At 39.5% G+C, this 26,830-nt stretch carries 22 protein-coding genes and 2 pseudogenes; 12 read left to right on the top strand and 12 right to left on the bottom strand.

Features of this window, described 5'->3' with window-relative positions; all coding sequences use genetic code 11:
• The first annotated feature begins 809 nt into the window (after nt 1–809).
• From AC3ANV_RS03445 to AC3ANV_RS03435, 3 genes are all read left to right on the top strand, one after another.
• On the top strand, nt 810–1,136 hold the full coding sequence (locus AC3ANV_RS03445; RefSeq protein WP_488312287.1) for an alpha-helical endospore appendage domain-containing protein: 327 nt from the start codon (nt 810–812) through the stop codon (nt 1,134–1,136).
• 193 nt (nt 1,137–1,329) lie between these two features.
• Entirely contained in the window at nt 1,330–1,485 is a 156-nt protein-coding gene (locus AC3ANV_RS03440; protein ID WP_488312286.1) for a hypothetical protein, read from the top strand.
• Nucleotides 1,486–2,169: 684 nt separating this feature from the next.
• Nucleotides 2,170–2,718, top strand: a complete 549-nt coding sequence (locus AC3ANV_RS03435; protein WP_488312285.1) for a hypothetical protein — start codon at nt 2,170–2,172, stop codon at nt 2,716–2,718.
• A 923-nt stretch (nt 2,719–3,641) separates the two neighbouring features.
• Here AC3ANV_RS03435 and AC3ANV_RS03430 read toward each other — a convergent pair.
• Together AC3ANV_RS03430 and AC3ANV_RS03425 are read right to left on the bottom strand one after the other, a co-directional pair.
• Nucleotides 3,642–3,728: a hypothetical protein gene (locus AC3ANV_RS03430; RefSeq protein WP_488314118.1), complete on the bottom strand. Its 87-nt coding sequence runs from the start codon at nt 3,726–3,728 to the stop codon at nt 3,642–3,644.
• A 44-nt stretch (nt 3,729–3,772) separates the two neighbouring features.
• Nucleotides 3,773–3,871 carry a hypothetical protein gene (locus AC3ANV_RS03425; protein ID WP_488314117.1) on the bottom strand — a complete coding sequence of 33 codons (99 nt, stop codon included), beginning with the start codon at nt 3,869–3,871 and terminating at the stop codon, nt 3,773–3,775.
• Between the two features lie 585 nt (nt 3,872–4,456).
• Here AC3ANV_RS03425 and AC3ANV_RS03420 point away from each other — a divergent pair.
• The 3 genes and pseudogenes from AC3ANV_RS03420 to AC3ANV_RS03410 all read left to right on the top strand — a co-directional run.
• On the top strand, nt 4,457–4,666 hold the full coding sequence (locus tag AC3ANV_RS03420) for a hypothetical protein (RefSeq protein ID WP_488312284.1): 210 nt from the start codon (nt 4,457–4,459) through the stop codon (nt 4,664–4,666).
• A gap of 141 nt (nt 4,667–4,807) precedes the next feature.
• Nucleotides 4,808–5,107: pseudogene (locus tag AC3ANV_RS03415) on the top strand (alpha-helical endospore appendage domain-containing protein).
• 609 nt (nt 5,108–5,716) lie between these two features.
• Nucleotides 5,717–5,773 (top strand): annotated as a pseudogene (locus AC3ANV_RS03410) (hypothetical protein); the annotation flags it as partial.
• A 39-nt stretch (nt 5,774–5,812) separates the two neighbouring features.
• Here the strand turns inward: AC3ANV_RS03410 and AC3ANV_RS03405 are convergent.
• On the bottom strand, nt 5,813–6,352 hold the full coding sequence (locus tag AC3ANV_RS03405) for a hypothetical protein (RefSeq protein WP_488312283.1): 540 nt from the start codon (nt 6,350–6,352) through the stop codon (nt 5,813–5,815).
• A gap of 776 nt (nt 6,353–7,128) precedes the next feature.
• Here AC3ANV_RS03405 and AC3ANV_RS03400 point away from each other — a divergent pair.
• Nucleotides 7,129–7,329 (top strand): DUF3231 family protein, encoded by a 201-nt coding sequence (locus AC3ANV_RS03400; RefSeq protein ID WP_488312282.1) that lies wholly within the window; start codon nt 7,129–7,131, stop codon nt 7,327–7,329.
• A 129-nt stretch (nt 7,330–7,458) separates the two neighbouring features.
• On the opposite strand, the gene AC3ANV_RS03395 is transcribed toward AC3ANV_RS03400, so the two are convergent.
• The 9 genes from AC3ANV_RS03395 to secA form a co-directional block, all read right to left on the bottom strand.
• A complete protein-coding gene (locus AC3ANV_RS03395) occupies nt 7,459–8,652 on the bottom strand; it encodes a PDZ domain-containing protein (protein ID WP_488312281.1) in 1,194 nt (397 codons plus the stop codon).
• Between the two features lie 519 nt (nt 8,653–9,171).
• Nucleotides 9,172–10,635: a S41 family peptidase gene (locus AC3ANV_RS03390; protein ID WP_488312280.1), complete on the bottom strand. Its 1,464-nt coding sequence runs from the start codon at nt 10,633–10,635 to the stop codon at nt 9,172–9,174.
• A gap of 389 nt (nt 10,636–11,024) precedes the next feature.
• Entirely contained in the window at nt 11,025–12,308 is a 1,284-nt protein-coding gene (locus tag AC3ANV_RS03385) for a murein hydrolase activator EnvC family protein (protein WP_488312279.1), read from the bottom strand.
• Nucleotides 12,309–12,422: 114 nt separating this feature from the next.
• Nucleotides 12,423–13,316, bottom strand: a complete 894-nt coding sequence (gene ftsX / locus AC3ANV_RS03380; RefSeq protein ID WP_488312278.1) for a permease-like cell division protein FtsX — start codon at nt 13,314–13,316, stop codon at nt 12,423–12,425.
• On the bottom strand, nt 13,306–13,992 hold the full coding sequence (gene ftsE / locus AC3ANV_RS03375) for a cell division ATP-binding protein FtsE (RefSeq protein WP_488312277.1): 687 nt from the start codon (nt 13,990–13,992) through the stop codon (nt 13,306–13,308). The genes ftsX and ftsE overlap by 11 nt, the downstream gene beginning before the upstream one ends.
• 305 nt (nt 13,993–14,297) lie before the next feature.
• Nucleotides 14,298–14,654 (bottom strand): cytochrome c551, encoded by a 357-nt coding sequence (gene cccB, locus AC3ANV_RS03370; protein WP_488312276.1) that lies wholly within the window; start codon nt 14,652–14,654, stop codon nt 14,298–14,300.
• Between the two features lie 53 nt (nt 14,655–14,707).
• On the bottom strand, nt 14,708–15,574 hold the full coding sequence (locus AC3ANV_RS03365) for a YitT family protein (RefSeq protein WP_488312275.1): 867 nt from the start codon (nt 15,572–15,574) through the stop codon (nt 14,708–14,710).
• A gap of 227 nt (nt 15,575–15,801) precedes the next feature.
• Nucleotides 15,802–16,903 (bottom strand): peptide chain release factor 2 gene (gene prfB / locus AC3ANV_RS03360; RefSeq protein WP_488312274.1). Its coding sequence is split into 2 segments (ribosomal slippage): nt 15,802–16,830 and nt 16,832–16,903, totalling 1,101 coding nucleotides; the frame shifts between segments, so codons are not numbered across the junction.
• Between the two features lie 616 nt (nt 16,904–17,519).
• On the bottom strand, nt 17,520–20,033 hold the full coding sequence (gene secA, locus AC3ANV_RS03355) for a preprotein translocase subunit SecA (protein ID WP_488312273.1): 2,514 nt from the start codon (nt 20,031–20,033) through the stop codon (nt 17,520–17,522).
• A 553-nt stretch (nt 20,034–20,586) separates the two neighbouring features.
• On the opposite strand from secA, the gene AC3ANV_RS03350 reads away from it, so the two are divergent.
• The 5 genes from AC3ANV_RS03350 (at nt 20,587) to AC3ANV_RS03330 (ending at nt 26,825) form a co-directional block, all read left to right on the top strand.
• Nucleotides 20,587–21,969, top strand: a complete 1,383-nt coding sequence (locus tag AC3ANV_RS03350) for a cytochrome c3 family protein (RefSeq protein ID WP_488312272.1) — start codon at nt 20,587–20,589, stop codon at nt 21,967–21,969.
• A 28-nt stretch (nt 21,970–21,997) separates the two neighbouring features.
• Nucleotides 21,998–23,158 (top strand): NapC/NirT family cytochrome c, encoded by a 1,161-nt coding sequence (locus AC3ANV_RS03345; protein ID WP_488312271.1) that lies wholly within the window; start codon nt 21,998–22,000, stop codon nt 23,156–23,158.
• A 29-nt stretch (nt 23,159–23,187) separates the two neighbouring features.
• Nucleotides 23,188–23,889 carry a tetratricopeptide repeat protein gene (locus AC3ANV_RS03340; RefSeq protein WP_488312270.1) on the top strand — a complete coding sequence of 234 codons (702 nt, stop codon included), beginning with the start codon at nt 23,188–23,190 and terminating at the stop codon, nt 23,887–23,889.
• Nucleotides 23,890–23,907: 18 nt separating this feature from the next.
• A complete protein-coding gene (locus AC3ANV_RS03335) occupies nt 23,908–24,876 on the top strand; it encodes a 6-bladed beta-propeller (protein WP_488312269.1) in 969 nt (322 codons plus the stop codon).
• Nucleotides 24,877–24,989: 113 nt separating this feature from the next.
• Nucleotides 24,990–26,825 (top strand): cytochrome c3 family protein, encoded by a 1,836-nt coding sequence (locus AC3ANV_RS03330; protein WP_488312268.1) that lies wholly within the window; start codon nt 24,990–24,992, stop codon nt 26,823–26,825.
• Nucleotides 26,826–26,830: the final 5 nt, after the last annotated feature.

The raw sequence follows: 26,830 nt of genomic DNA, 5'->3' as shown, positions 1-26,830 counted from the left end.
ACTCTCATGAATACGGCTACTGTCAGTGCAAATGAGATTGCTCCGGTGACTTCCAACACAACTACTACAGCCGTAATATAGCCACTTACAATAATGTTTGTTAAGAAAAACCGCCCTTACTTGGGCAGTTTTTTCATTTCGATTTTGATGGCTTCTTTTTTCTCTTCAGTCAGCTCGGCGGTGACATCAACCCACAAACTAAAAAATGAGGCGGAGTATATCCGTCTCATTTGCTCATTAAACGCACAAAATTACCCTATTATGAACCTTCTGGGATGGCTATTCTTACGTTATTTGGCTAGAGCATTCTGCTGTAGCATTTTTATAGAATCGAAAAAATGTAACATAATAGAGGTTTTGTTACATTGAATTTCAAAGATTTTGTCTCTAACTAGCAGGTTTGTGGATGCCTCTATTTTCGTTTTCATCCCTTCTAGAAAATATGAAATGGGCATCTAAATTTCAAGATTTCGGGGTCAAACCCTCACCAAACTAGCAATAGTAGAATAATATATATTGGGTGTAATATTTGGAATGTTAGGGTGAGACATTGTTCACCTCTTCCTGAGATGGGGCCATTGGTTCCTTGCTCAGGAATTTTTTTGTCCAAAATGCACTCTTCATTTTCCTATATTACAAAACTGTTAAAACGCATGGGGGAACACCTTTTTTTCTAGTTTTGTAGGAAAATTAGACAAATATACAATCTATTAAAATTTAGTTGAATAAAAATATAGGGAACAAAAAATTGTACAAGCTTTTGTTCTGTTGAATTTACCACATTTTACTAAGAAAGGTAGGTGAAATAAATGTCTCAAGCTAGTATTCCTAATATGACTCCATTACTTTCTGTTACGACTGCGCAGACGATTCCATTGCTTTTGGCTTCTGTTGCCCTTGAGGAATTGGCGCTCGCTCACATAGTGAACGCAGAAGCAGAAAAACTTCAATTTGTCCTTGGCACCTTAACTCCAACAACGACTACATTGTCGCCAGCAGTGGTTTCTTTAACCAATCTTCTTGCTGTTGACGCGAGTGTTCAAAGAACCCTTCGTGACGTGATTAAAAAGGAAATGCTATTAGAGTTTAAATTTGAAAATATCCTTGATTTGATCGCTATTACGCCACTACCTTAAGTAATCTCCAACACTCCTATTTCCAAACAATTTACAGAAGGTTGGGTTGGTTATCACTCAAACTATCACTTCATCTGTACGTAAATGAATAGCTGTTAATCGAATCCTTGCCAAACGGCAGGGATTTTTTATGTCATAAATGGTAACCAGTAGTTCAAAAAAAATGCTGTCTTTTTTAAAAGGGGGAACAAAAATGAATGGACAAGTGAATAATGAGCAAAATGCAGCCAACCCACAAAACACAATGAAATCATCCGATTCTCAGCCAATAAAAAGAGAAATACCAAAAATAAAACAAGGTGGTTGCGGCTGCGGAAAACGCGCCAGCTATAAAATATGGACAAACTAAAAAAATGAGGCGGATCATATCCGTCTCATTTGCCCATTAAAATGCACAAAATTGCCTCTATTATGGACCTACCGGGATGGCTATTCTTAGGTTATTTGGCTAGAGCATTTTGGTGAAAAAATGTAACATAATAGAGGTTTTGTTACATTGAATTTCAAAGATTTTGTCTCTAACTAGCAGGTTTGTGGATGCCTCTATTTTCGTTTTCATCCCTTCTAGAAAATATGAAATGGGCATCTAAATTTCAAGATTTCGGGGTCAAACCCTCACCAAACCAGCAATAGTAGAATAATATATATTGGGTGTAATATTTGGAGTGTTGGGTGAGACATTGTTCACCTCTTCCTGAGATGGAGCCATTGGTTCCTTGCTCAGGAATTTTTTTGTCCAAAATACACTCTTCATTTTCCTATATTATAAAACTGGCAAGACGTATAGGAGCGAGCCTTTTTTTGATAGTTTTGTAGGAAAATTAGACAAATATACAATCTATTATAATTTAGTTGAATAAAAATATAGGGAACAAAGAATTGTACAAACTTTTGTTCTGTTTAATTTACCACATTTTACTAAGAAAGGTAGGTTACTGTGAAATTTGAAGATGATACAGATCCATACTCAATTTTGTCCGATGCTTTAGAAAATCTTGAAAACGCAGAATCGATCAATGAGGCTGCTGATAACGTGCAACAAGCTCTGGGGACTGAACCGGGATCTACAGGAGGTCCAGTCACCGTTAATGATCTTCTTGCAGTTGATAAAAAAGCAGATGAGGCTGTACAACACGCGATTGCTGATGAGCTTGCCCCCCCTTGTGGATGCGTTTTGTCGATCTATTTAGCTGCTCCAGAAGTTAACAATAACGATTTCGTTGGATTAGGTACCGCAGGGGATGCTGCAAAGAATTTTGTACGAAATAGTGTAGTCATACCACAGGATGCCACTATTACAGGCTTGGTTTTCAGTATCCGCGATAATCCTTTAACTGCAACTCAATCGGCTACGGCAGAGATATTTATAAGTACAGATTGTGGTGTTACTCCTGTAGCCACAGGTATTATAGCAACGGTAAATGGGCCGAATCCCCCAAATTGTTGTGCATTTGCACCCGGTGCCGTTGCTGTCCACCAATGCGACCTACTATCTGTACAAATTACAACCGATTTGCCGGTGACGAACGCTCCTGCCTTACCAGATGGTATAGCAGCTACTATCCTGTATACTATCCCTTAACTCAATCTATAAATCAAAGAGGCTGACTCAAAAGTTCGTTGAATGACGAATCTTTTGAGTCAATTTTTATTTTATGAAATTCGACAAAAAACGAAAGTAATATAAATGATATTAAGTTACATTCAGTTTCCTATAAATACTAGAAATCTAACAAAATAGATGGTAAGGTTGATTTAATCAAAAATATGTTACATTCAAATTGTTGATTTTAAAAGAGTTAGGGGAATGGTAAATAAAAAAGAAGAAATGAAAGATGTGCAGCCCATTCGTTCACTGGAAAAGTTAAGTGATATGAAATGGACACTAAAACATTACTTTAAAATACATCGGTATTACTGATGAACAGATTGAAACAATTTAATGAATTTCGTATTATAGGGGGCTAAGGAATCAGTCCTTTTTTGTGCTATAAATAAAAAGGCTACCTTACTCCAATAGCTAATAAAGAGCTTATAAGGGTACGGAAACGATTCGCAGATTGAGGGGCCACTATGGAAAATAATAGAATTATTTATGGACTGAACGGTAAAAACCGTTCAGTCCATTTTTTAAATATAAAACGGGCATCTAAATTGCTAGATTCTAGTGTCAAACCTTCACCAATATAAAATAGTAGAATAATATATATTGGGTGTGATATTAGGGATATCGGAGAGACATTGTTCACTTCTTCCTGAGCAGTTCCTTGCTAAGGAATTTTTTCGTCCAAAATACGCTCTTCATTTTACTATATCAAAAAACTTTCAAGACGTATGAGATAGAGCCTTTTTTTGCTAGTTTTATAAAAAAGACAAATACACAATCTCTTAAAATTTAGTTGAATTTTCAAATATTTGTTGTATTAAATGACAAAACACAGGGAGAAAGAAGGTTTCGGACCAGAAGGGTTGTCTTTTGTTATTTTGTGTTGGATTTTGATATACCTACTTTTTATATTGTAGTAGCAGTGTAACCATGAATTCCGCCCCTCCCCCAGGGCACTCTAAAACTTTAATATCTCCATAGTGCAGATCAACAATTTGTTTAACAATGGATAAGCCGAGCCCATTTCCTTTTATCGATGGGACTTATCAACTTTATGGAATGGTTTAAAAATATCCTTCCGTTCTTCTACCGGAATGCCAATACCAGTATCTGTAATTAAGACAGAGATTAGATGATTTTGTAATACTGCTTTAATCGTAATTTTTCCTTGAAGTGGCGTAAAATTTAGTCATTCTTACCATAGTAATTTTTTCAGCCTCCCGATTAAACTCACATCATATCCTAAAGGACTTAGATGCTTTAAATCGACTTCACCTATCTTCATACCCCTATGTACTGTCAAATATAAACGCATGTAGGAGTATTAGAGAGGAAGTTTCAAAATGGCGTGTACCTATTCATTCCTTCCTTCAAAATAAGAGTTTTATTTACACTAAGTAAACTATCCCATTTCACCTCATAACGGTTTATAGGGAAACAAGTCGCACTCCAAACTTTCGAACGTCCATTTGAATCTCCTTCATATTGATTCTTTTTCTCTTATTCTAAAAACGTTTGTAAATATGTATAAAAATAAAAGAACGTTCGTAAAAATTTTTATAGTTTTACGAACGTTAAAAACAGTCGTTTATGAACAAAAAATACCCGTCTGGAAAAGTACACTTTTCGAACGGGTTAAATCTCTAAGAAGATTTTATTCTTATTTATCTTAGAATTATCAAAACGGGTCAGTGCGACGGTCAGTATTTTATAAATGCTTGATCTTAATTTAAAGGATATGTCCAAAGAAGCATTGGAGGTTTTTGATCACTCTCTTGAAATGGTAGAAGATCATTTTAAGCATCTTACCCTAAAGGGAGTAGGCAGCTTTCAAGATTTGTATTATATGAGATGCTGCCTCGAAAATCTGGGACAGAACGAAGAAGCTGAAAAGGTGTTATGCAAAGGCTGCAAGCATGTCTAAAACATTTGTTTCTCCTGTAAATATTGCGTAAACTGATGGCGAAGCAGCAAAAATTATTCGGAGGATTAACGGAAGACCGTGACAATGAAACCCTAATGACCAGGGTGCACTCTATATAAATGCCTAAATAGAATGTAATAAATGAAAATTAGATTTTTGTCCACTTCTCAGACAATTTCGTTGCTTTTAGCTTCCATTGCCCTTGAGGAGTTAGCTCTTGCTCATATTATTAACGCAGAGGCTGAGAAACTTCAACTCGTTCTAGGAACATTAACTTAGACTAGAACTACTTTCTCCCCTGCAACTGTTTCGTTGTTCTATCTTCTTGCTATCGATGCAAGTGTTCAAAGAACTCTTCGTGACGTAATCAAGAAGGAAATGTTATTGGAGTTTAAATTTGAAAATGTTTTTGATTTGATTGCAATCACTCCCCTGCCTTAAGTAATGTCTACCGTTCCTGTTTCTGGAGCTATGGCTGGAGAATTACGGTTAGTATCTATCAAACTACTACTTGCAACTTTTAACTACGTAGTTCTGAGTTGTTTATATATATCTGTAGTATGGGATAATCTCCTCAAGAAACATTTACTAGAGGAGATTTTTTAATCTAAATGTTGTGAAGCCAATGATTTGAAACTTCATCAAAAGTACTGGTTAAAGAGAATCGATGATTCTAAGTTAACCTAATATTTAATGGATATCATTCACTACAGAAGAAGCATCTGAAGAAGGAAAAGAAACATTAACAGTAAGCGTCAAACTGTACCAAATAGGAGCCCTTCCGCACAAAAAGCGGATATCTTATACGTTAATACAAATATTGTAAGCAACGATGTATAAAATCATGTATAATCGATACGTTTTAATCAGCAATATTAAAAAGGCGCCGCCACAGGGACCCCCGACTTTCACTCTTATAGATGCCTATTTTAAGGAAATATTTATTTAAATATTAAACGTCTGTCTCTTTCAAAAAAAACTCGTCCACATATGATATAGCCATTGATAGTTTTATTAATCATTCATGGTTTTATGTAAGAACAAAAAGGAGTGTTTTCATTGAACGTTTATTCACCATTAAAGATTCAAGAAGCTGTAATAGAAGTTGAAAAAAATGGATTAAGCGATTTTATGTATCAAAGCCCTTCATGTCGAGGTACTGGTCGTCGCAGCACTTCTGGTCGTTGTCGCACTTCTGGTCGTCGTCGCACTTCTAGTCGTTGTCGTACTTCTGGTCGTTGTCGCACTTCCGGTCGTCGTCGCACTTCCGGTCGTTGTCGTACTTCCGGTCGTTGTCGCACTTCCGGTCGTTGTCGCACTTCTGGTCGTTGTCGCACTTCCGGTCGTTGTCGCACTTCTGGTCGTTGTCGCACTTCTGGTCGTCGTCGCACTTCTAGTCGTTGTCGTACTTCTGGTCGTTGTCGCACTTCCGGTCATCGTCGCACTTCCGGTCGTCGTCGCACTTCCGGTCGTCGTCGCACTTCCGGTCGTTGTCGTACTTCCGGTCGTTGTCGCACTTCTGGTCGTTGTCGCACTTCCGGTCGTTGTCGCACTTCTGGTCGTTGTCGTACTTTTTGTCGTTGTCGTACTTTTTGTCGTTGTCGTACTTTTTGTCGTTGTCGTACTTTTTGTCGTTGTCGCAGTCGTAACACTGATCGTCGTTCTTAAAGTCGTTGATTGTACCATTTTGAATCGGATTGTCGAGTTTAAAAATTATTATGTTTGTTGCTACTATGAGGTACACATTTCTAATAGGTGAGTTACTCACCACTTTTATAACCAATAAACATTTTCATGGCTACCAATCTTATTTGTTAAAACAACATATTAAAAAGGGCTGTGATTTCAAAATTGAACTATAACCCGAATAATGAACGCTATTATTCGGGTTTTTTGTGTCCATTTTAAACAAACCCGTTTATAATCAATTCAACGATAAAAATGAATAATAAATCAATTTAGTAAGGGTGTAATAAGTTATGCATAAATTCAAACCAAATAAAACCAAAAGCGTTATCACATTGGTAATTAAACGTTTCATTATTTCTTACATCCAGATTTATAATCAGTTACCTCTATATACCATACTTTCCCAAAATGATTTTATTGTTATTTAATCCTTCTTCAACTATTCTTCTAAGCCTTACTCATGACAGATATGACGTTCGCCCCCTTTTCCCCCTGCTAGCACCGTAGGTGCGACTTTCATCGCATACGGCCCCAACTAATCCAATTCATTCAATTCTATATATTTAATGAAGCAAATTTATAATTCCAAAATCAGAATACGGCATTTTTGCATTGTATTCGAAGTTCATTTACCTTTTCTTTTTGCTTTTTGTTTAGCTGTAGGGAATTAAGCAAATCTCTAATTTTCCCACTGTCTTTTAGATGTACAAGTCGGTGAACGTCTTCATGAAGCACTATCAAGTTTAAAAATCTATCATCTTTTGAGAGATGGTATGGGTTATTACGTTGAAAGTGGTGCTGCTTTGAGTGTCAATTCAAGGAGAGATCTTGGTGTTCATTACATTCGTCTTAATTTAGAACTTTTACAATTTGCTGAAGACGGAGGAAAACTGATGATAAAAAATGGTTGGTTAGAGCAGCCTCCAACAGCAAATGACCGGGATTCGCTTGTAAAGAAAAAGGGTGATGCATAGTATTTCAGAATTTTAAGTCAACAATTAATTCAATAGGACCCGGTACCCGCGTTCCTGTAACCAGGGGCAAAGCAGATAGAGCACAAACATCTCTTGCCCCATAATAGTTGCTAGTTTTTACAGTTATGCTTATACGATCTTCTCATCATATTTCCGTTCATCCTGAACAAAGAGGATGCCAAGTTCATGGTGATCACCTTCGAATAAGGCACGTTGGACAAACCGGACCTCACCATTGGTGTCGAGAACATCGAGCTTGCAATGGGCGCGGTTTTTTTGAAGGGCCTCGTAAAAGGATTTTTCATCCCGGACTACCGCTCCATTCGCTCTTGAAATCAGCTCTCCAACCTTCAAGCCCATTTTACTGGCAGGAGATTCAGGAATAATCCCGAGAATCATCAGGCCATTATTTTTTCTAGAAAAATAAAAGGGAAGATTATCATCGCCAATTCGCTGCATTAGCGTGATTAATTCACGGCCGACCACTGCAAATGCTGCTACCCCGATGGAAAAAAGCGGGTACCAGTAGCCTGCAACGGAAAGAATAGCGGTGAAAACCCCCAGGGAGATTACACGTCTTCCCACCAACTGAATCGATTCCTTTGGAAGCATTCCTTGAACCTGCTGCTGAAAACCTATCGCAAAAGGAACAAGGAGAAGCGAGTACTTATGTGCACCTAAATGAAAAACCGGCCACCAAGCGAGCGGAAGGTGTAAAGCATCACCCGGAATCAAAAGAAACAAAGGCAGCATCCATAAACGTCTGACCTCATGGGCGCCAACATTCCGGCCGCGCTTGCTTTTTACTAGTTTAGGAGAAGTCCCAATACCTGCATTTTTAATAATTAGGAACCCTTCGGCTATTAGCAGTAGAGCCAATACAACGACAACTGACGGGTAAACCTTCTCCCCAATGGAATGAAACGCATTTGAAAAAAACGGAACCGGCCAATTATGATCAGCCAGGATAATTAAAGTAAAAAATGCCGCACCTAGTGTGTATGCCGGCGATAATAGTCGAATAATTGTCGTAAAGCTCCACAAAAAGGTGAAACCGGCAATGAGCAAAACGGCAGCAAATGGAACGGCAATACCTGCGGCAACTGTGAAAATCGATAATACGATACCTGTAACAATTCCCACGGGTAACAGCTGCCGGAGCTCAAAATAGGCATCATATGCCCGAATATGAAAATGATTCCGCTCCCGTTTTACCCTTGAAACACCTAAAAATCCTGCAAGGAAAAAGAGATAGTAAAATACCGGATGAAGGAGAAGCTTTCCAATCCCTTTCAACAGTTCTACAAGCCATATCTGCACCATTTCCTGCCACCTGCCTCTATTATAGTTTCTATCAATCGTTGATTCTAAAAATCTCTTAAAGATTATTTTACCAAAATGGAGAGATAAAACCTATTGCTAGTTTCTTGAAAAACAAAAAACAGACCTAAAGTTTCAATTTCACTTTTAAATTTGAAGTTGAATTTTTAGAAAGTAAGGGAGATTCCGCGGATTTTTGTGTTAATTCCGCGAGTTTTGGCGGGTATCCCGCAGACCAAACTACTATTTCCGCGGAAATTCTCATTTATTCCGCAAGAGCCACCATTAATTCCGCCAACAACAAAATTACCTTTACTATTTTTAACAAAGGCTCTTTTCGTAAACTTTGTTGCTTTTGAAACTTAATAAAGTTCATTTACTAAGTTTCTAGGCAATTTTCGCAAATGTTCTACGAAAAAATGCCACGAAGCTTCTAATTATACGGGTTGATGAACTTATACGAAAAACAACAACCTATGCGAAAATAGCCTTAACAAAACAAAACAGAGGCCGAAGCCCCTGTTATAGTTCGTTTGCAACCAGCCTTAATGCTGTTTGCAATTGAAGGTCATTTTTCTCTTTTTTCATTTCTTTTACCGCAGCCTCTTCTAATTTACCTGCTGTTTCTGAATCTACGTTGCCGGTTGGCTCAATGCCATTATGCTGCTGGAATCCTTTTACGGCGATTGTTGTTTCAGGACTAAAGTAACCATCTGTACGACCCGGAGCAAATCCTAATCCCGCCAAAATTTCTTGGGCGTTCTTGACCTGCTCGCTGTTCATATCCTGCTTTAGCGGCTCTGTAACTTGAAGCGGGTGTGTATCAAATATCGCCGGCTGTTTAATCGCTACATCTGGTTTAATTCCCTTTTTATGAATCCAATTTCCATTGGGTGTTAGCCATTTAAACAGAGTTAACTTAATATTGCTGCCGTCCCCCATTGGAACCGCCTGTTGAACCGTTCCTTTTCCGAACGTTGTTTCACCGACAAGCTCATAGCCCGCTGCCTCCTGTAAAGAGCCTGCTAAAATTTCCGATGCGGAAGCACTTCCTTTGTTAACAAGGACAACGACCGGATAATCCTTTTTCTTGGAAAGGGTTGAGAAGTACCGGGTTTTTTCACCGTTTCGCTGTTCAATTTGAACAATCGGCTTATCTTTTGGTACAAATTCTTTTAAAATATCTTCAACGCTGGATAATAATCCCCCGGGGTTTCCGCGGACATCGATAACCAAGCCTTTAATTTGATCCTTTTCCAACGAGCTTAATTCCTTTTTAAAATCTTCTGCCGTGTTTTCCGAAAAGGAAGTTAACTCAATATAACCAATCTTTTTTCCATCCTGTTTCTTAATCGAACCATGGACGGTTTCGAGCGGAATTTCATCCCTCGTGACAGCGATGGTAAGCGGCTCTTTTAAACTCTTTCGCGCAATTTCCAAATTTACCTTTGTACCTTTTTTACCGCGGATTTTTAATGTTGCTTTATTAAGGTCAAGCCCTTCCACACTTTCCCCATTTACCTTTAAAATTTGATCGTTCGGCTTTAAACCCGCTTTTTCAGCAGGAGAATTTTTGAAGGGGGAAACAATGACTATTTTTCCATCCACCATTCCAACCTCGGCGCCAATTCCTTCAAACGAGGATTCCAACGTTTGTGTAAATTGTTTCGCTGTGTCTTTATCCATATAGACGGAGTATGGATCCTTTAGTACGGAAAGCATCCCTTGAATGGCACCCTCAACAAGTTTTTGACGATCTACCTTTTCAACATAACGGTTTAAAATAAGCTCATATGCCTGATCTACTTTTTCCAGATTTGCAGAATCTATCTGCTCGGCTTTCGCTGCTTTATTCTTCTGTGTTACCACTTGCTGCAGGTTAGTGTTAGCACCTGTCTTCTCCAGCCACTGCATGCCGGCATACGTTCCGCCGACCCCTGTAAGAAGCGATCCCGTCATAAGCAGGGCAATCCATTTTCGATTCATCCCGAACCTCCTCAAATTCATATTATAAAAGTGCCTGTCCTCTTTATTTAAAAAAAGCACCTCTTTCATGCCCGATTATTAACATATATGTAAGGATAGGACGAGTTATGAATAATACAGCAAGTTATCCGCTCATACTAACAAAAGGCGCAAGCACCCGGTTAGCGGCGTATGGACTGGAGCGCTTCGACTAAGATAAAGGAAACACGGAGAGCGTTAGCGATCCGATGTTGACTTATCGTAGGGAGAAGAGCGAAGTCCACTAGCCGCTGGGCGCTGGAGCTGGATTCAGATAACTTTTTCAAGTTATCCACACCAAATTATTTTATAATTTCCTAAACAATAAAAAAATGGAAGAAGCTTAGCTTCTCCCATTTTCCATTTTTATTTTATAGCGGCACAATACCCATCGGATTAATGGCACTATGATATTTCCATGGTCCATTGTAAAGTTCAAAATGCAAATGCTGTCCGGTTGCTTCACCGGTGCTGCCCATGATTCCTACTTGCTGCCCTTTCGATACAACTTGTCCTTCAGACACCATTCGTACCTGCATATGGGCATAAACAGTTGTATAAATATGACCATTAATCGAGTGCGTAATGTATACAACGTTTCCATAGCTTTCTGAATAGTGGGAAACAGCTACAACTCCATCAGCAGCAGCTACAATCGGTACATTGGCACCGGGATTGGCGATGTCAACACCGTAATGGAATTCTCCCCAACGCGGTCCGTAGGTTGAACTGATAGGACCGACTGCAGGCCTCATGAAGGCACCGCTCGTCACCTGCGGTGCAGCTGCAGGCGCGGAAGAACCGCCTCCATTAGAAGTACTCTTAGATTGTGCTGCCTGAGCGGCGGCTTGGCGTTGTTTTGCCAATTCTGCTTGGTGCTGCTGCTCCATTTGGATTGCTTTTTGGATGGAAGCTTCCTGAGAAGCAAGGACTTGATTTTGCTCCTCCATATTCATAACATCTTCATGCACTTGTTGCTCCTGAGCTTGCAATGAACCTAGCAATTTATTTTTTTCAGCTCTTTGGCTATTCAATTGCTCATTCATTTTGTTTAATTCTTTTAGCATTGATTGCAGACTGGAAAGCTCTTTTTCGACCTGAGCTTGTTTGGTTTCAAGCTCCTTTTTATCGGCGTCAGCCTGCTTTAATATTTCCTGGTCCGCTTCCATTATAGTGGACACGGCATTAGCGCGGTCAATGAAATCACTAAAGCTTTGCGAACCCATTAATACTTCAAGATAATTGACCATCCCGCCCGTTTCTTGATAATTGCGGGCACGTTCCTTCAAAAGGTCATTTCGTTTCTTTATCCGCTCCTGGATTACTTTAATATCAGACTGGAGCTTAGCAATTTGGGCCTTTGTGTCGCCCACCTTCGCTTGTTTTTCCCGAATTTTAGTATTGGTATCACCAATAGCTAAATCAATCCGCTTCATCTCTGTCTTTACATCGACCTGCTGTCCTTGCAAACTATCAATCTTTTGTTTTGCTTGATTGATAGTTGAATTTACACTTGAACGCTGATTATGAATTTTATCTTGTTGGTCCTTTAGGCTTGAGATGGAAGCTGCTTCCGTTTTAAAAGAAACACCTCCAAAAACGGTCCCCAATCCAACTATAGTAGAGACTGCCAGTGTGATGATTGGTTTCTTCACTTCCGATTGCTCCTTTCCAAATTGTGTATCTATGTACAGGTAAATCGTTCCCTGAAAAAGCTTCTAATCTATTACAATCAGGAAGGGCAAATAAACTGCCCTTCCTGTAAATTTCTATACTCTTAAAAACTTCCTTACTGACATGACACTGCCCCATACACCAATCATAGCGCCCATTAAAATAAGCAGCCCAGAGACCTGGTAGACAAATGGATTATACGGTAAAATCTGCATAAAATTGCCTGCCAGCTTTGGAGCAATGTAATCATAGGCCTTGTAATAGGCAATCGAAATGAGGATAATTGGCAAGATCGAACCAAGAATACCAAGCCATAGCCCTTCTAAGAAGAATGGCCAGCGAATAAAGTTATTCGTAGCACCTACCAATCTCATAATCTTAATTTCTCTTCGTCTTGCAATAATCGTAATTTTGATTGTATTCGAGATTAAGAAAATGGCTGTAAAGAATAAACCAATGATCAAGACAACGCCTACGTTACGGCTGGCTTTGATAAAATTAAATAGTTTTTCAACACTGCCCTGACCGTATTTTACTTTTGCTACATAATTCATTTTTTCAATTTTCTTAGCGGCCTTCATCGTATCTGTCGGATTTTTCGTTTTTACAATAAATACATCGTTCAATGGATTGTCTTGTTCAAAAAGCTTAAACGCCTTACCTTCCTCACCAAGACTCTTCACTAATTCTTTCAGTTCCTGTTCTTTTGATGAAAACTTAATACTCTTTACCTCAGGAACCTTTGCAATCTCATTTTGCAGTTTTTGCTGATCCTGTTTGTTTGCAGCAACATCGATGTGAACGCGGATTTGTACGTCCTCTTCAATGGTTTGTGCCACTTTATTAAGATTCATCATAATCGAGAAAAATACACCCACTAAAATCAATGTAACTGTTACGGCACTTACGGATGCAAATGTCATCCAGCCGTTTCTTCCAATGCTCCTGAAGCTTTCACGGGCGTGACGGCCAATTGTTCTAACTTTCATAACCGTATTCACCTTTCTGCTCATCGCGGACTATTTTCCCACTCTCAATAGCGATTACGCGATGCTTAATTGTATTAACGATTTCCCTGTTATGTGTTGCCATCACAACAGTAGTTCCTCTATTATTAATTTCTTCGAAAATGTTCATGATTTCCCACGATGTTTCAGGGTCAAGGTTTCCTGTCGGCTCATCCGCTATCACTACCTTTGGTGAATTAACGATTGAACGGGCAATGGAAACACGCTGCTGCTCACCGCCGGAAAGCTCTGTTGGAAGCATTCTCGCTTTATGCTTTAAATTCACTAAGTCAAGCACTTCCATTACCCGTTTTTTAATGTACTTTGGCTGTGCTTCGATAACCTCTAAAGCAAAGGCAACATTTTCATAAACGGTTAAGGTTGGCAAAAGCTTAAAGTCCTGAAAGACGACGCCAAGATTGCGGCGGAAAAGCGGAACCTTTTTCATCTTTAATTTTGCTAAATTGACGCCATTCATCAAAATGGTCCCTGAAGAAGGAACTTCCTCACGGTACATCATTTTTATGAAGGTCGATTTTCCGGCACCGCTTGGACCCACCACATAAACAAATTCACCCTGGTTGATTCGAACATCTAGACCATTAATAGCGGAAACGCCATTTGGATACTTCTTATAAACTTCTTGCATTTCTATCATTCATATCACCTATTAGTAAAGTTTGGTTGTTGAATTAAGAAAATTCGACAATAACTTTTATTTTTTGAAAATGAAAAACACCAAATAGACAAAATCTGCAGGTTAACGCATAGACTCATTATAACATCATAAATCGCTAAAAAAAGCGGTAAAAATATTACAGTTTCTTTTCAAATCATACAAAAAGTTACAGAAAAATTTACAAATCATAAAACTTCCCTTTTTGAAATTCGACAATTTTCGTGGTTTTTCTAAAATAAAAACGTTCTGCAACTTTTTACAGAACGTTTTTTGGATTGACATTTTTACTTTTTAGCCGCAAGCCAGGTTGCAATGGCATCCGCATCTGAACCGGAAACTAAGCCGGCAGGCATTCCGCCTTGTTTACCATTCTTAAGAATGCCTAAAATTTGGTCTTTAGAATATTTGGATCCCACTTTTTGCAGGTTTGGACCTACTTGACCTTGAAGATTATCTCCATGACAGCTTGCACAATGCTGGGAGAAAATCTTGGATGCGTCACCTGCTGATGCCGTATTATCCGTAGTCGTTTTAGTGCCGGTGTCTGTGGACTTCTTTGACGTATCCGTACCGCCGCCGCAAGCAGCAAGGCCCATGACAAGGGTTGTTCCCATTAACAACGTAAGTAGCTTCTTTTTCATTGCTACTCTCCTTTCAGAAAAATATTCCAATACCTACATAGTATACCAGTCACCTACGCACGTTTGAAACCCTCTCCAAGGACCTCAGCTGCATCCATAACCACAACAAATGCTGATGGGTCAAGGGTTTTGACCAATTGTTTCAATTTTGTGAACTCCGTCTGGTCAACAACACACATTAAGACTGGCCGTTCATGGTCAGTAAAACCACCATATGCAGATAGTTTTGTCACACCACGGTCAATTTTATTCAAAATTCCTTCCCGAACTTCTTCTTGTTTATTGGTAATGATCATTGCTGTTTTCGACCTGTTGAAACCGACCTGCACAAGATCAATCGTTTTACTTGTAACATATAGGGCAATTAGTGCATACAACCCTTTTTCGATACTAAATACTATGGCTGCAGAAAGGACAATTAATCCATCAATCAAGATGACACAGGTTCCAAGCGTAAATCCGGTAAATTTATTAATAATCTGGGCGGCAAGATCCGTCCCACCCGTTGACGCTCTTCCCCGAAAGACAATCCCTAAACCAAGTCCAACGCCAATTCCTCCGTATAAAGCACCGAGTAAAGCGTCATGGGTCCATGGGTGAATATTTTTTGTAAATAAAACAAACAGTGGCAAAAATATCGTCCCAACAAGTGTTTTAACTCCGAACTGTTTTCCCAGCAACACCACTCCGGCAATAAATAGCGGAATGTTAAACGACCACTGAACAAATGCCGGTTCCCATCCAAGGACACTATGCAAAATGGTACTGATTCCGCTTACTCCGCCGGATGCAATTTGGTTTGGCAGTAAAAATACATTAAAAGCCAAACCAATAATCGCCGAACCAATAAGAACATTTACATATTCAAGTGCAATTTCGATTTTGCTGTCTGTTAAAAGCTGATCCCGTTTTCTTTTCATTATGCTATTCCCCTTATTTTTACGTTCTATAATATTATTTTGGACTAACTAAAAAATGAGTATAGCATGGCATTATTATGGTGTAAACGGCATTCAGTTGAAGCGGTAAAGGGTAAAATTATTATTAGCATTTGTATTTGCGGGGAATTTCATGAGGGTTACGGTTCATGTTTACTAAAAAAAGCCTTTGCCGCTTCAAAATTCGGCAAAGGCTTTTTTCATTATTTTTATGAAATTCTTGAACGAAGGTATGCGTCAATAAACGAATCCAATTCTCCATCCATTACAGCATGAACGTTTCCGCTTTCCGTATTGGTCCGATGGTCTTTCACCATTGAATAAGGATGGAAAACGTAGGAACGGATCTGGCTGCCCCAACCGATTTCCTTTTGCTCACCGCGAATTTCCAAAAGCTCTTTTTCCTGCCGTTCAATTTCCAGTTGATACAGCTTCGCTTTTAGCATTTTCATTGCTGCCTCACGGTTTTTAATTTGCGAACGCTCTGACTGGCAGGTAACGACCACTCCTGTCGGAATATGGGTTATCCGGACTGCCGAATCCGTTGTGTTAATATGCTGACCGCCCGCTCCTGTCGCACGATACGTATCAATTTTTAAATCTTCGGTACGGATATCGATTTGAATTTCTTCATTAAATTCGGGCATCACTTCACAGGATACGAATGACGTATGTCGTCGGCCTGAAGAATCGAAGGGCGAAATCCGGACAAGGCGATGAACACCCTTTTCTGCCTTCAAATAACCATAAGCATTATGGCCTTTGATAGCGAGGGTAACACTTTTTATCCCTGCTTCATCACCGGGCAGGTAGTCAAGTGTCTCCACTTTAAAGCCCTTTTTCTCTGCCCAGCGGGTGTACATCCGCAGCAGCATCGAGCCCCAATCCTGTGATTCCGTTCCGCCTGCACCGGGATGCAGCTCCAAAATCGCATTATTTTTATCATACTCTTCACTTAAAAGAAGCTGAAGCTCAAACTGATTTAAGCGGCCCGTTAGCTGTTGAAGCTCCTCTTCCAGCTCCGCCCGCAATTCTTCATCATTTTCTTCTTTTACAAGCTCATAGGTTACATCCAGATTTTCAAATGTTTCATTCAAATCATTGAACTCGTTTACCTGGTCTTTTAAACCGTTTGCCTCGCTGATGACAGTCTGTGCTGCCTGCTGATCATTCCAAAAATCAGGTTGAAGCATTTCATCATCGAGCTCAGCTATTCTGGCTTCCTTATTTTCAAGGTCAAAGAGACCCCCTAAAGTCCGCTAATCGCTTAGCTGTTTTTTCAAGTTCATTTCGGATTTCTGCTAATTCCATTTTCGTCACCTCTATAAAAATTAAAAAATAATGTCCAGTATTGTAGTTTATTACTGTAATCACTCATTAGTTCTAATCCATTATAACGGCATTATCGTCAAAAGTACAAAGACCATTACTTTTCGCCTACTTTACAGGTTGTGTTAACAACTACATTAAGTTATCAACAGACTCACATAAGAAATCTGAGAATTTTTTGACTTATCTACAAATTTAGCGTCGGGATTTCTAGATTTACTTGAATTTATTGTGGATAACTAAAATATTTTCATTTGATTATCCACATTATCCGCAATATTATCCACATATTCAGTTTGTTATTAACAATACCTTCAAAAATATCAACATTATCAAAAAAGTTATACACAAATTCACAAACAATATCCACAATCCACCTTAAAAGCGGCAGCGCCTGGTTCAGGGGCGCAAATTGCCGGAGGGCCTGGCCCTCTATAAAGCTACCGTAACCAACTATTTTAAAGGGCTTCGGTCGTGTAGAATACCATTTAGGGTATAGAGCTAATATTAAACAATTCAACAATGAAATATAACATAGCATATCTTAAAATCAAAAAGAGAGTCGGCATTACACCGGCCCTCCGATTAAAAGCTAACTTTACTTTCCTGCACCGCAGCAGTTTTTGTATTTCTTACCGCTGCCGCAAATACACGGAGCGTTTCGTCCTACATCCAATTGTTTTACTTTTGGTTTTTTCTTAACAGACTCTCCGTCTTCCTTCGGATTGACCGCTTCACCTTTCGCTACCTCCTGGCGCTCAAGGTTGTTGCGGATTTCTGCCTTCATAATATACATCGATGCTTCTTCTTCAATGGAAGCAACCATTGCTTCAAACATCGCAAATCCTTCATGCTGATACTCGCGAAGCGGATCGGTTTGCCCGTAAGCACGTAAGTGGATACCTTGGCGGAGCTGATCCATTGCATCAATATGGTCAATCCATTTTGAATCAACCGCACGGAGCATTACCACTTTTTCAAATTCACGCATTTGCTCAGGGAACAGAATTTGTTCCTTCTCATCGTACCGTTCCTTCACCTTAGCAAAAATCGCTTCGCTCATTTCTTCAGGATCTTTTCCTTTTAAATCATTGATAGAAATATCACCTTCATGCAGAAGATTCGCATTCACATAATCAATAATTCCTTGCAGGTTCCATTCTTCTTCTTCTTCATGCCTTGGAGTGTGGGCATCGACATTCCGTTGGATGGTACCTAAAATCATCTTTTGTATAATGTCACGAAGGTCCTCTGATTCAAGCAGTTCATCACGCTGCGTGTATATAATTTCACGCTGCTGACGAAGGACATCGTCATATTGCAGCAGCTGTTTACGGGCATCAAAGTTATTGCCTTCCACACGTTTTTGCGCAGATTCAACTGCTTTTGAAACCATTTTACTTTGAATCGGCTGCGAATCGTCCATTCCGAGACGGGACATCATCGCCTTCATATTGTCTGAACCGAAACGGCGCATCAGCTCATCTTCCATTGATAAATAGAACTGGGTAATCCCCGGGTCTCCTTGACGGCCTGAACGTCCGCGAAGCTGGTTATCAATCCGGCGGCTTTCATGACGCTCTGTACCGATAACGGCAAGACCGCCCAGCTCAACTACTCCTTCACCAAGCTTAATATCCGTACCGCGGCCGGCCATGTTGGTGGCGATGGTTACCGCTCCTTGATGCCCTGCTTCTGCAATAATTTCCGCTTCACGTTCATGGTTTTTTGCATTCAACACATTGTGTCTGACACCTTTTTTCAATAAAAGCTTGGAAATAAGCTCTGATGTTTCAATGGCAACCGTACCAACCAGGACCGGCTGACCCTTCTGATGGCGGTCCGCGATATCCTCAACCACCGCTCTAAACTTGCCCTCCATGCTGGCATAGATTAAATCGGCACGGTCATCACGGACAATCGGTCTATTGGTTGGAATAACAATAACGTTCATATTATAAATGTTGCGGAACTCTTCCTCTTCTGTTTTCGCTGTACCGGTCATCCCTGCCAGTTTTTCATACATGCGGAAGTAGTTTTGGAAGGTAATCGTCGCCATCGTCATACTTTCATTTTGTACTTCGAGACCTTCCTTCGCTTCGATTGCCTGATGCAAGCCTTCGCTGTAGCGGCGGCCCTTCATTAAACGGCCGGTAAACTGGTCAACAATAACAATTTCGCCGTCCTGCACCACATAGTCAACATCCAAATGCATGCTGACATTTGCTTTTAACGCCTGGTTAATATGATGGTTTAATGTGACATGCGAAATATCAAACAGGTTTTCAATACCGAAGGCTTTTTCTGCTTTACTGATCCCTTCTTCAGTCAGCATAACGCCTTTTGTTTTTTCATCATAAGTATAATCTTTTTCTTTTGTCAGCGTTCGCACAAAGGCATTCGCCTGGATATATAAAACAGCAGATTTTTGTGCAGATCCGGAAATGATTAACGGTGTACGCGCTTCATCGATTAAAATCGAGTCAACCTCGTCAATAACCGCATAAAAAAGCGGACGCTGCACTTTTTGTTCTTTATATAGGACCATATTGTCGCGCAGGTAATCGAAACCAAATTCATTGTTTGTTCCATACGTTATATCTGCTGCATAGGCTGCCTGTTTTTCCTCGTTATCCATGCTGTTCAAATTCAGACCAACCGATAAGCCTAAAAATTCATACAGCTGTCCCATTTCCGTAGCGTCACGGCTTGCCAAATATTCGTTGACGGTTACGACGTGAACTCCACGGCCGGAAAGAGCATTCAAATAAACCGGCATCGTTGCTGTTAACGTTTTACCTTCCCCTGTTTTCATTTCCGAAATGTTCCCCTCGTGGAGAGAAATCCCCCCCATTAGCTGAACATGATACGGATACAATCCCAGTACACGGCGCGCTCCTTCACGGACAACGGCAAACGCTTCAACGAGCAAATCATCAAGCGTTTCCCCTTTCTGATAGCGCTCTTTAAACTCACCGGTTTTTTCACGAAGCTGATCATCTGATAACTTTTCAGTATCTGCGGCAAGTGCCTCTATTTCATTTGCTAATTTATCTAACCTTTTCAATTCGCGTTTATTTAAATCAAATACTTTATTTAAAATCCCCATCATTAATATGAACGCTCCTTTTTCTCGAGACTAAAAAAAAACCCTTAAAGAAGAAAGATTCGTGTTAAATGCACCGAATCCTTTCAAAATCATTCGCTAATTTCTTTTTTCATCTTACCACTTCCGCTATGGAGTGACAACAAAGTAACGATAGAAGCGAAATTGTCTATTTAGTGAAACCTATAAACCTTCTTGTCTACATTCCAGTCATTAAAACGTTTTTGTTTCATTATTGTCATATTTCGCAAATATGATAACGCTTACTTTAAAATGAACGCATTTTGCATAAAACATTCAACGAATTGTATAAAACAGCTACTTATTGTATAAAAATTACCCCTTATTCACATTTGCACTACCTGTACATTAATAAACAAACCCTTAAATAATCAACATTCCTATGTTGCTTTTAGGATAAAAGTCACAGTCAAATTCTATGAAGAAATATTCACAAATTGTACATTGGAATATACTCTGCCAATGTTAGATACTACCTTTAGAGAGGTTATGATGGAAAATAAAGTAGATAGAGAATCCAAAAGAGAGGGTGAACTAAGTGACCTTTTGGGGGAAGAAAAATAAAGAGACAGAACCCGAATCAAGGGAAAATAAAAAAAAGCCCGGCCCGTTACAAAGACTCTGGCGAAAATTCAAGAGTATAGATTGGAAGAATCCAGTTAACCGGTGGAAATTATTATTTGCTTCACTTGTTGGTTGTATTATTGTTTTTGGTGGAGGGTATGGAGTCCTTTCCTTTACTAACTCACCATCATTTTGTTCCAGCTGTCATGAAATGGCGCCTGAGTATACTACATATACTGCAAGTGCCCACAATCAGATTTCCTGTGTGCAATGTCATATCAAGCCCGGGCTAAAAAATATGCTTGTACATAAAATGGGTTCATTGAAAGAAGTTTACTACCACGTAACCGGTGTACCAAAACAAATTGTTCAAACCGAAGAGGAAGCTGTTTCAAATGAAAACTGTTTACAATGTCACTCCAAAAACCGCTTAGTCACAGCATCCGGTGACTTGAAGGTTAACCATAAAGGGCATATCAGTGATGGTATACCATGTATCACCTGCCACTCCGGGGTTGTTCACGCAAAAATTGCATTACGCGATTTAAATATATCTTCTGATCGCAGTGAATGGACAAAACAAAATGCTGCTAAGTTAATCGAAGAGAAATATTTGAGACCGAACATGGGAACCTGTATTGATTGCCATGACAAAGTAAATAAAGGCGAAAAACCATGGAAAGATGTTGCTTACAGTGTACCGCCTAAGCCGGAAGAGAAAGAAAAGAAAACCGGTGAAACCGCAGCTGTTGAGACTGCCGCTACTAGTACTGAAACAGATGCTTCCGGCACAGAAGCAGCAACTGCTAAAGCAGCACATGACAAGAATACTCAGGATATCATTTTACAAGCTATTGGGAAGCAACAAACAGATGTTAAAGTTTCAATGGAATGTGAAACTTGTCACAAAGAAATCAAAGTTCCAAACTCCCATAAAACAGCTGACTGGAGTAAAAATCACGGAGGCACAGCTGTTCAAAAGTTAGATACATGCGTTAATTGCCATCAAGACTCGAAATGGGAAAAAGCAATTCCTAAACAAGACATAATTTCCCTTCTTAAAATGGGTGCTCAAAAATCGCATTACACACCAAACATTACTGTTGTTAAAGATCAGTCCCGAACCAATCAATTTTGTAGTACATGTCACTCGATCCGTCCTGAAGGACACATGACCAGTGATCAATGGCTGACAGCCCATGCACAGCATGCGCAAACAAACGAACAAAAAGCAGAATGCTTTGTCTGCCACGATCGAACAAAACCGGTACCCGGCTCTACCGATGCGAAGGCATCAACAGATGTTTATTGTCAGTACTGCCATAGAACCGGCTTTAAAAGTGATACAGAGAACTAAATAAATCTTGAACTGGAGGGTCGCTTTTATGGAAGAGGAGCAAAAAGAGCTGCCGGCCCCTCCCCGTTATCGATATAAGTTATTTAAAATTATGGCTCTAACATTGTTGTTTCTAGCCATTTTCTTCTTTATAGGATTTTCAGGGCTGGAAGCAACCTCAAGCTCAAAGTTTTGTTCATCCTGTCATGAGATGAAACCGGAGTACTATACGTGGAAAGTCTCCACGCACAGTGAAGTGGATTGTGTTAATTGTCATATCACACCCGGGGCCGAGAACTTAGCCAAAGCAAAAGCCAATGGGGCTGTTCAATTATTTCAAAAAGTAACGAACACTTACACAGCACCAATACAGATGCCAAAAGATATACCGAATTCCGCTTGCGAAAAATGTCACAACATGAAAACGCGTGAAGTAACTCCATCGGGAGATTTAATTATCCCCCACGACAAGCACTTGTCTAAAAATATTCAATGTGTAGAGTGTCACAGCGGCGTTGCACACGGAAAAATCGCTGAACGGAATGTCACCTTTAAATCGGATTACAGCAAGTGGGACGATACCCTTGGTAAATCAATGATGAGTGATGTTAAATTCACAAGTCCGAAAATGGAAACATGTATTGAATGTCATAAAGCACGTGATGTTTCAATTGCTTGTAAAACTTGTCATTCAACCACTATGGTACCGAGTTCGCACAAGCAGCCGAATTTTAAAATAGACGATCACGGTAAATTAGCTGAAAAAGACGTTAATAAATGTAATAAATGTCATCAATATATGTCTGATGACGAAATTAAAGGCATGGAAAATGTACCTGCTTCCCGGCAATTTTTAAGTAACGGTACAATTCAGAATCAATCAATTTCAGCTCAGGATTATGCAAAAGAAAATACTTTCTGTAAAAAATGTCATACAACAAGACCGCCAAGCCATGTCAGCGATTGGTCAAACTTACACGGTGCAATCGCCAAGCAGGATGCTCAAAAATGCTTAACTTGTCATGACACTCAATTTACAGGGTTTAACAAAATCACGAATGTTACCTGTAGCAGCTGTCACCCGGCAATGCACGAAGGGAAAAACTACAAGGAACATCACCCGATTGATTTGACAGGAATTAAAAGTCCAACTGCACTTTGTTATACCTGTCATAACAAACCTAAATGCGAATCATGTCATAAACCATAAAGGAAATTTACTAGATTAGGAGGGCTACTATGGAAATCCAAGTTCAACCTAATGCCCAAGAACCTTTGAAAAGCACAGAGAAAACCGAAAAGGCTAAAAAAGTTAAAAAAGACCGTTTTACCTGGTGGCAATCTCTTATTATCCTGGTTGCAACCCTGGCTATCTGTTTATCTGCAGGTTACTACGTAAGTGCGAAATACCTTTGGAATAGCAATTCCGACCAACTTGATAAGCAATTAAAATATAACCAAGCGCAAGTAGATCAGAAACCAAATGATCCCCAATTTCGAGTTCAGCTAGGATACACCTACTTCTTAAAAGGGGATACAGATAACGCCATTAAACAATTTCTAGTAGCAAAGGACCTTGATAAAAATAATTTTGATGCCTATTTAAATTTAAGCATCGCTTATGATCAAGAAAACCGTACAGATGATGCCTTACAAATGGCATTAAAAGCTGTAAAAATCTCTCCAAAGGATTATAAAGGACAATTATTAGCTGGAAGAAGCTATAGAAAACTAAAAATGTATAAAGAAGCAACGAATGCTTTGCAAGAAGCAATTCGTCTAAAACCAGGCAATACCGATACTCTAAACGAGGTTGGTTTAGTTGCGGAAGCACAAGGTAAGAAAAAAGAGGCAGAGCAAATCTATAAAGAAGCCCTTTCTTATGATCCAACATATAAGCCTGCAATTGATGCTTTAGATCGATTATCTAAAAATAAATAGAATCAGGAGATGGCATCCGTGAAGAAAAAAACCGTTTATATATGGATGGGGACTATCGTTGGGCTTACTGCAGTGCTATTTGCTGTTATCTACTTTTTCCATCTTCAGGATAAAGCAGTAAAAGTAGCTAGTACTGTAAAAGGCGGCCCGCCAACATTAAGTTATTACATTCAAGGAGATATGAGTTCCCCGCTTGACAAGCCAATGGATGTTGCCAAAATTGGACAATTCGTTTATGTAACGGATACAAATCATAAGCAAGTTCAAGTGTTTGATTCAACTGGAACTCCAATATTTAAATTTGGAAAACAGGGTACAGGACAGGGGCAATTTCAGTTCCCATACGGCATCACCGGAGACACGAATGGAAATGTTTATGTAGCCGACCTTTACAATAACAGAATATCCATCTTTGACTCCAAAGGAAAGTTCTTAAAATATTTTACAGATGAAAATAAAAAACCTGATTTTCTAAAATCCCCTGGCGGATTACGGATTTATGACAATAATCTGTGGGTTACCGATATCCAGCTTGGAAAGGTATTTGAATTTAGTTTAAATGGAAAAAAGCTGCTTGAAATTTCAACGGCTACTGCTAAAGATGATACTTTAAACGCTCCAAATGCAGTTGCAATTGACAGTAATCAAAATATTTATGTCTCGGATACCGGAAATCAACGCCTGGTGGTTTATGACAAAAACGGTAAATTCAAACGTATCATCAATGGATCCATCGATGGAAAAGGCGATTCCAAATTTGTTAATCCCCGTGGTATTGGGGTTGAAGCAAATGGTACCCTGCTAATGGTTGACAACATGACCCACTATGTTTATGGATTTGATAAAAACGGAAAACAGGTTTTCCAAATTGGCGGTTTAGGAGCAGATAAAGACCAATTCTACCTTCCTAATGGACTATTTGTCGATGATAAGGGAGAAGTTTTGATCACTGATACTGTTAACCAAAGGGTTGCTCTTTATTACTAAACAAAAAATCTATTTTAGGAGGTGGTGCCATAACAGAAGCGCAGAGGATATTTTTTCAAATAAAAACAGAAAAAAGAGAGAAAAAGAGAAGCAAAACAGGGAGGTTTTTAGAAATGAGCAAGATTAAATTAAGCTTCTCACTAATTTTGGCTATCTTTTTAGTGGGAATCCTAAGCACTGCTGCATTTGCGAAAGATCCGTATGGATTAAAGCCTGTGCAAGTCCAAGGTACTCTTAATTTATCAATACCATTTACTTTTAACTCAGCAAATGGTGAAACTTCTGCAACAACATTTGATTTGACTGTAAAAGATCCTTCTGGTACAGCTGTAGATACTTTTTCTGGAATTACAACTGCACAATCACCAGAAGTAGTCACGAATTTAACACCTGGTACTGTTTATACAGTAACCCTTACTTACGCCGGTCAGTCGACAGCTCTTTCAACTTCTACAGGTGTAGTAATTGATCCACACAACGATTCAATGTTAAACCAAACAAATTCTCCAAAAGCTACTGATGATGGAGGAACAATTACTCTAGATAAAAACGGCTCAGGTCTAAAAAACAGCAACGCAACCGGCTACAACAACACAAGAAAAAATCGTTCCGGACAAAAAGTACACGGTTTCTATCAAAACAACACCAACTCTTGTGCTAGCTGTCACCAAACACACACCGCCGCTAATGGTGAAAGCTTATTGTTCAAAGATGGCGTATACAGCACCTGTTCTGCTTGCCACGATGGTACAACAGGCGCATACAACTCATTTGCACCAGTTTCTAAAGACAATGTAGCCAGTATTTCCGGAACATTTAATGTTCAAACTGCCGGACACAATGGTTCTTTACACGAAGCTGACGGTTCTTTAAAAGTTGCAGCTGCTCCTGGTGGTAACAGCGATCCAACCAGTAAGCAATATGGCCAAGAATTTGACTGCGCAAGCTGCCACGCTGCCCACGGAGCCGGTTCTGCCGGTGAAAACAATTTAAACATCGACCCACTAGGCTGGGGCGGCGTTGCATATGGAACATCTAGCAATGATGCAAAAAACGGTAAATTATTTAATAATATCCAAATTATAGATACAACTGGTAGTGCAACAATTCCAGCAACTGAAAGCACACCTTTTATCTTAGTGAAATCCACTGCATCTGCTGCTGATGCTGCTAACTTCTGGTATTCACGTGCAGGTGTTAAACAAGGTGACCTTGTAATCCAAACTTACAGATGGAACAACACAAAATATGTTGCTGACTACTCTTTATGGCTTCGTGAATTAGGCTATCCATTTAAAGCAAACACTCTACTGAAAGATTCTGCAGGCAATTCACTAACAATGGATCCTAATTTAAAAATTATTTGGAAAGATGGTTTTGCTTTTGGTTCTAGTGTTGCTAATATCGCATCTGCGAACGTTTCTATCGGTATTGACGTTGAAACAACTTCTAATATTGCAACACTCTTTGATAGCACAGCTACAGGCTATGTTCCTGACAGCGGAACTGAAATGAGTAAATATTGTGCATCTTGTCACGTTGACTTTTTATCGACTACACGTACTGATATCACCGGTGTCTATTCATTGGCACACCGCCACGCCACAGCTCAAGACAAATTGACTTGCGTCCGTTGTCACTATGCCCACGGATCTGAAGCGCAAATTATGAAAGATGCAAACGATAATTCTTACTTTGATTTAACAGCTTCAGGAAAAGTATTTGATACTGCTACACCTGGAAATGATACCAAAGCATTAAGTTACTTTGTAGATCCTAACCCATCATCTGCCTTAAAACGATACACCGGTATGTCTGTATGTTATTCTTGCCATGGTAAAGGCGAACAGTTCTTGGGTAACCCTAATACGAATGCAAAAGATACAACTACTAAAGAATTCTTAAAAGGTGGAGACCCGGGTTCTACTAGAACTGATATTAGCCAATAAAAAAG

It is taken from the genome of Neobacillus sp. DFD-2R (assembly GCF_057747865.1).
This window is presented reverse-complemented; position numbering and strand designations above follow the sequence as displayed.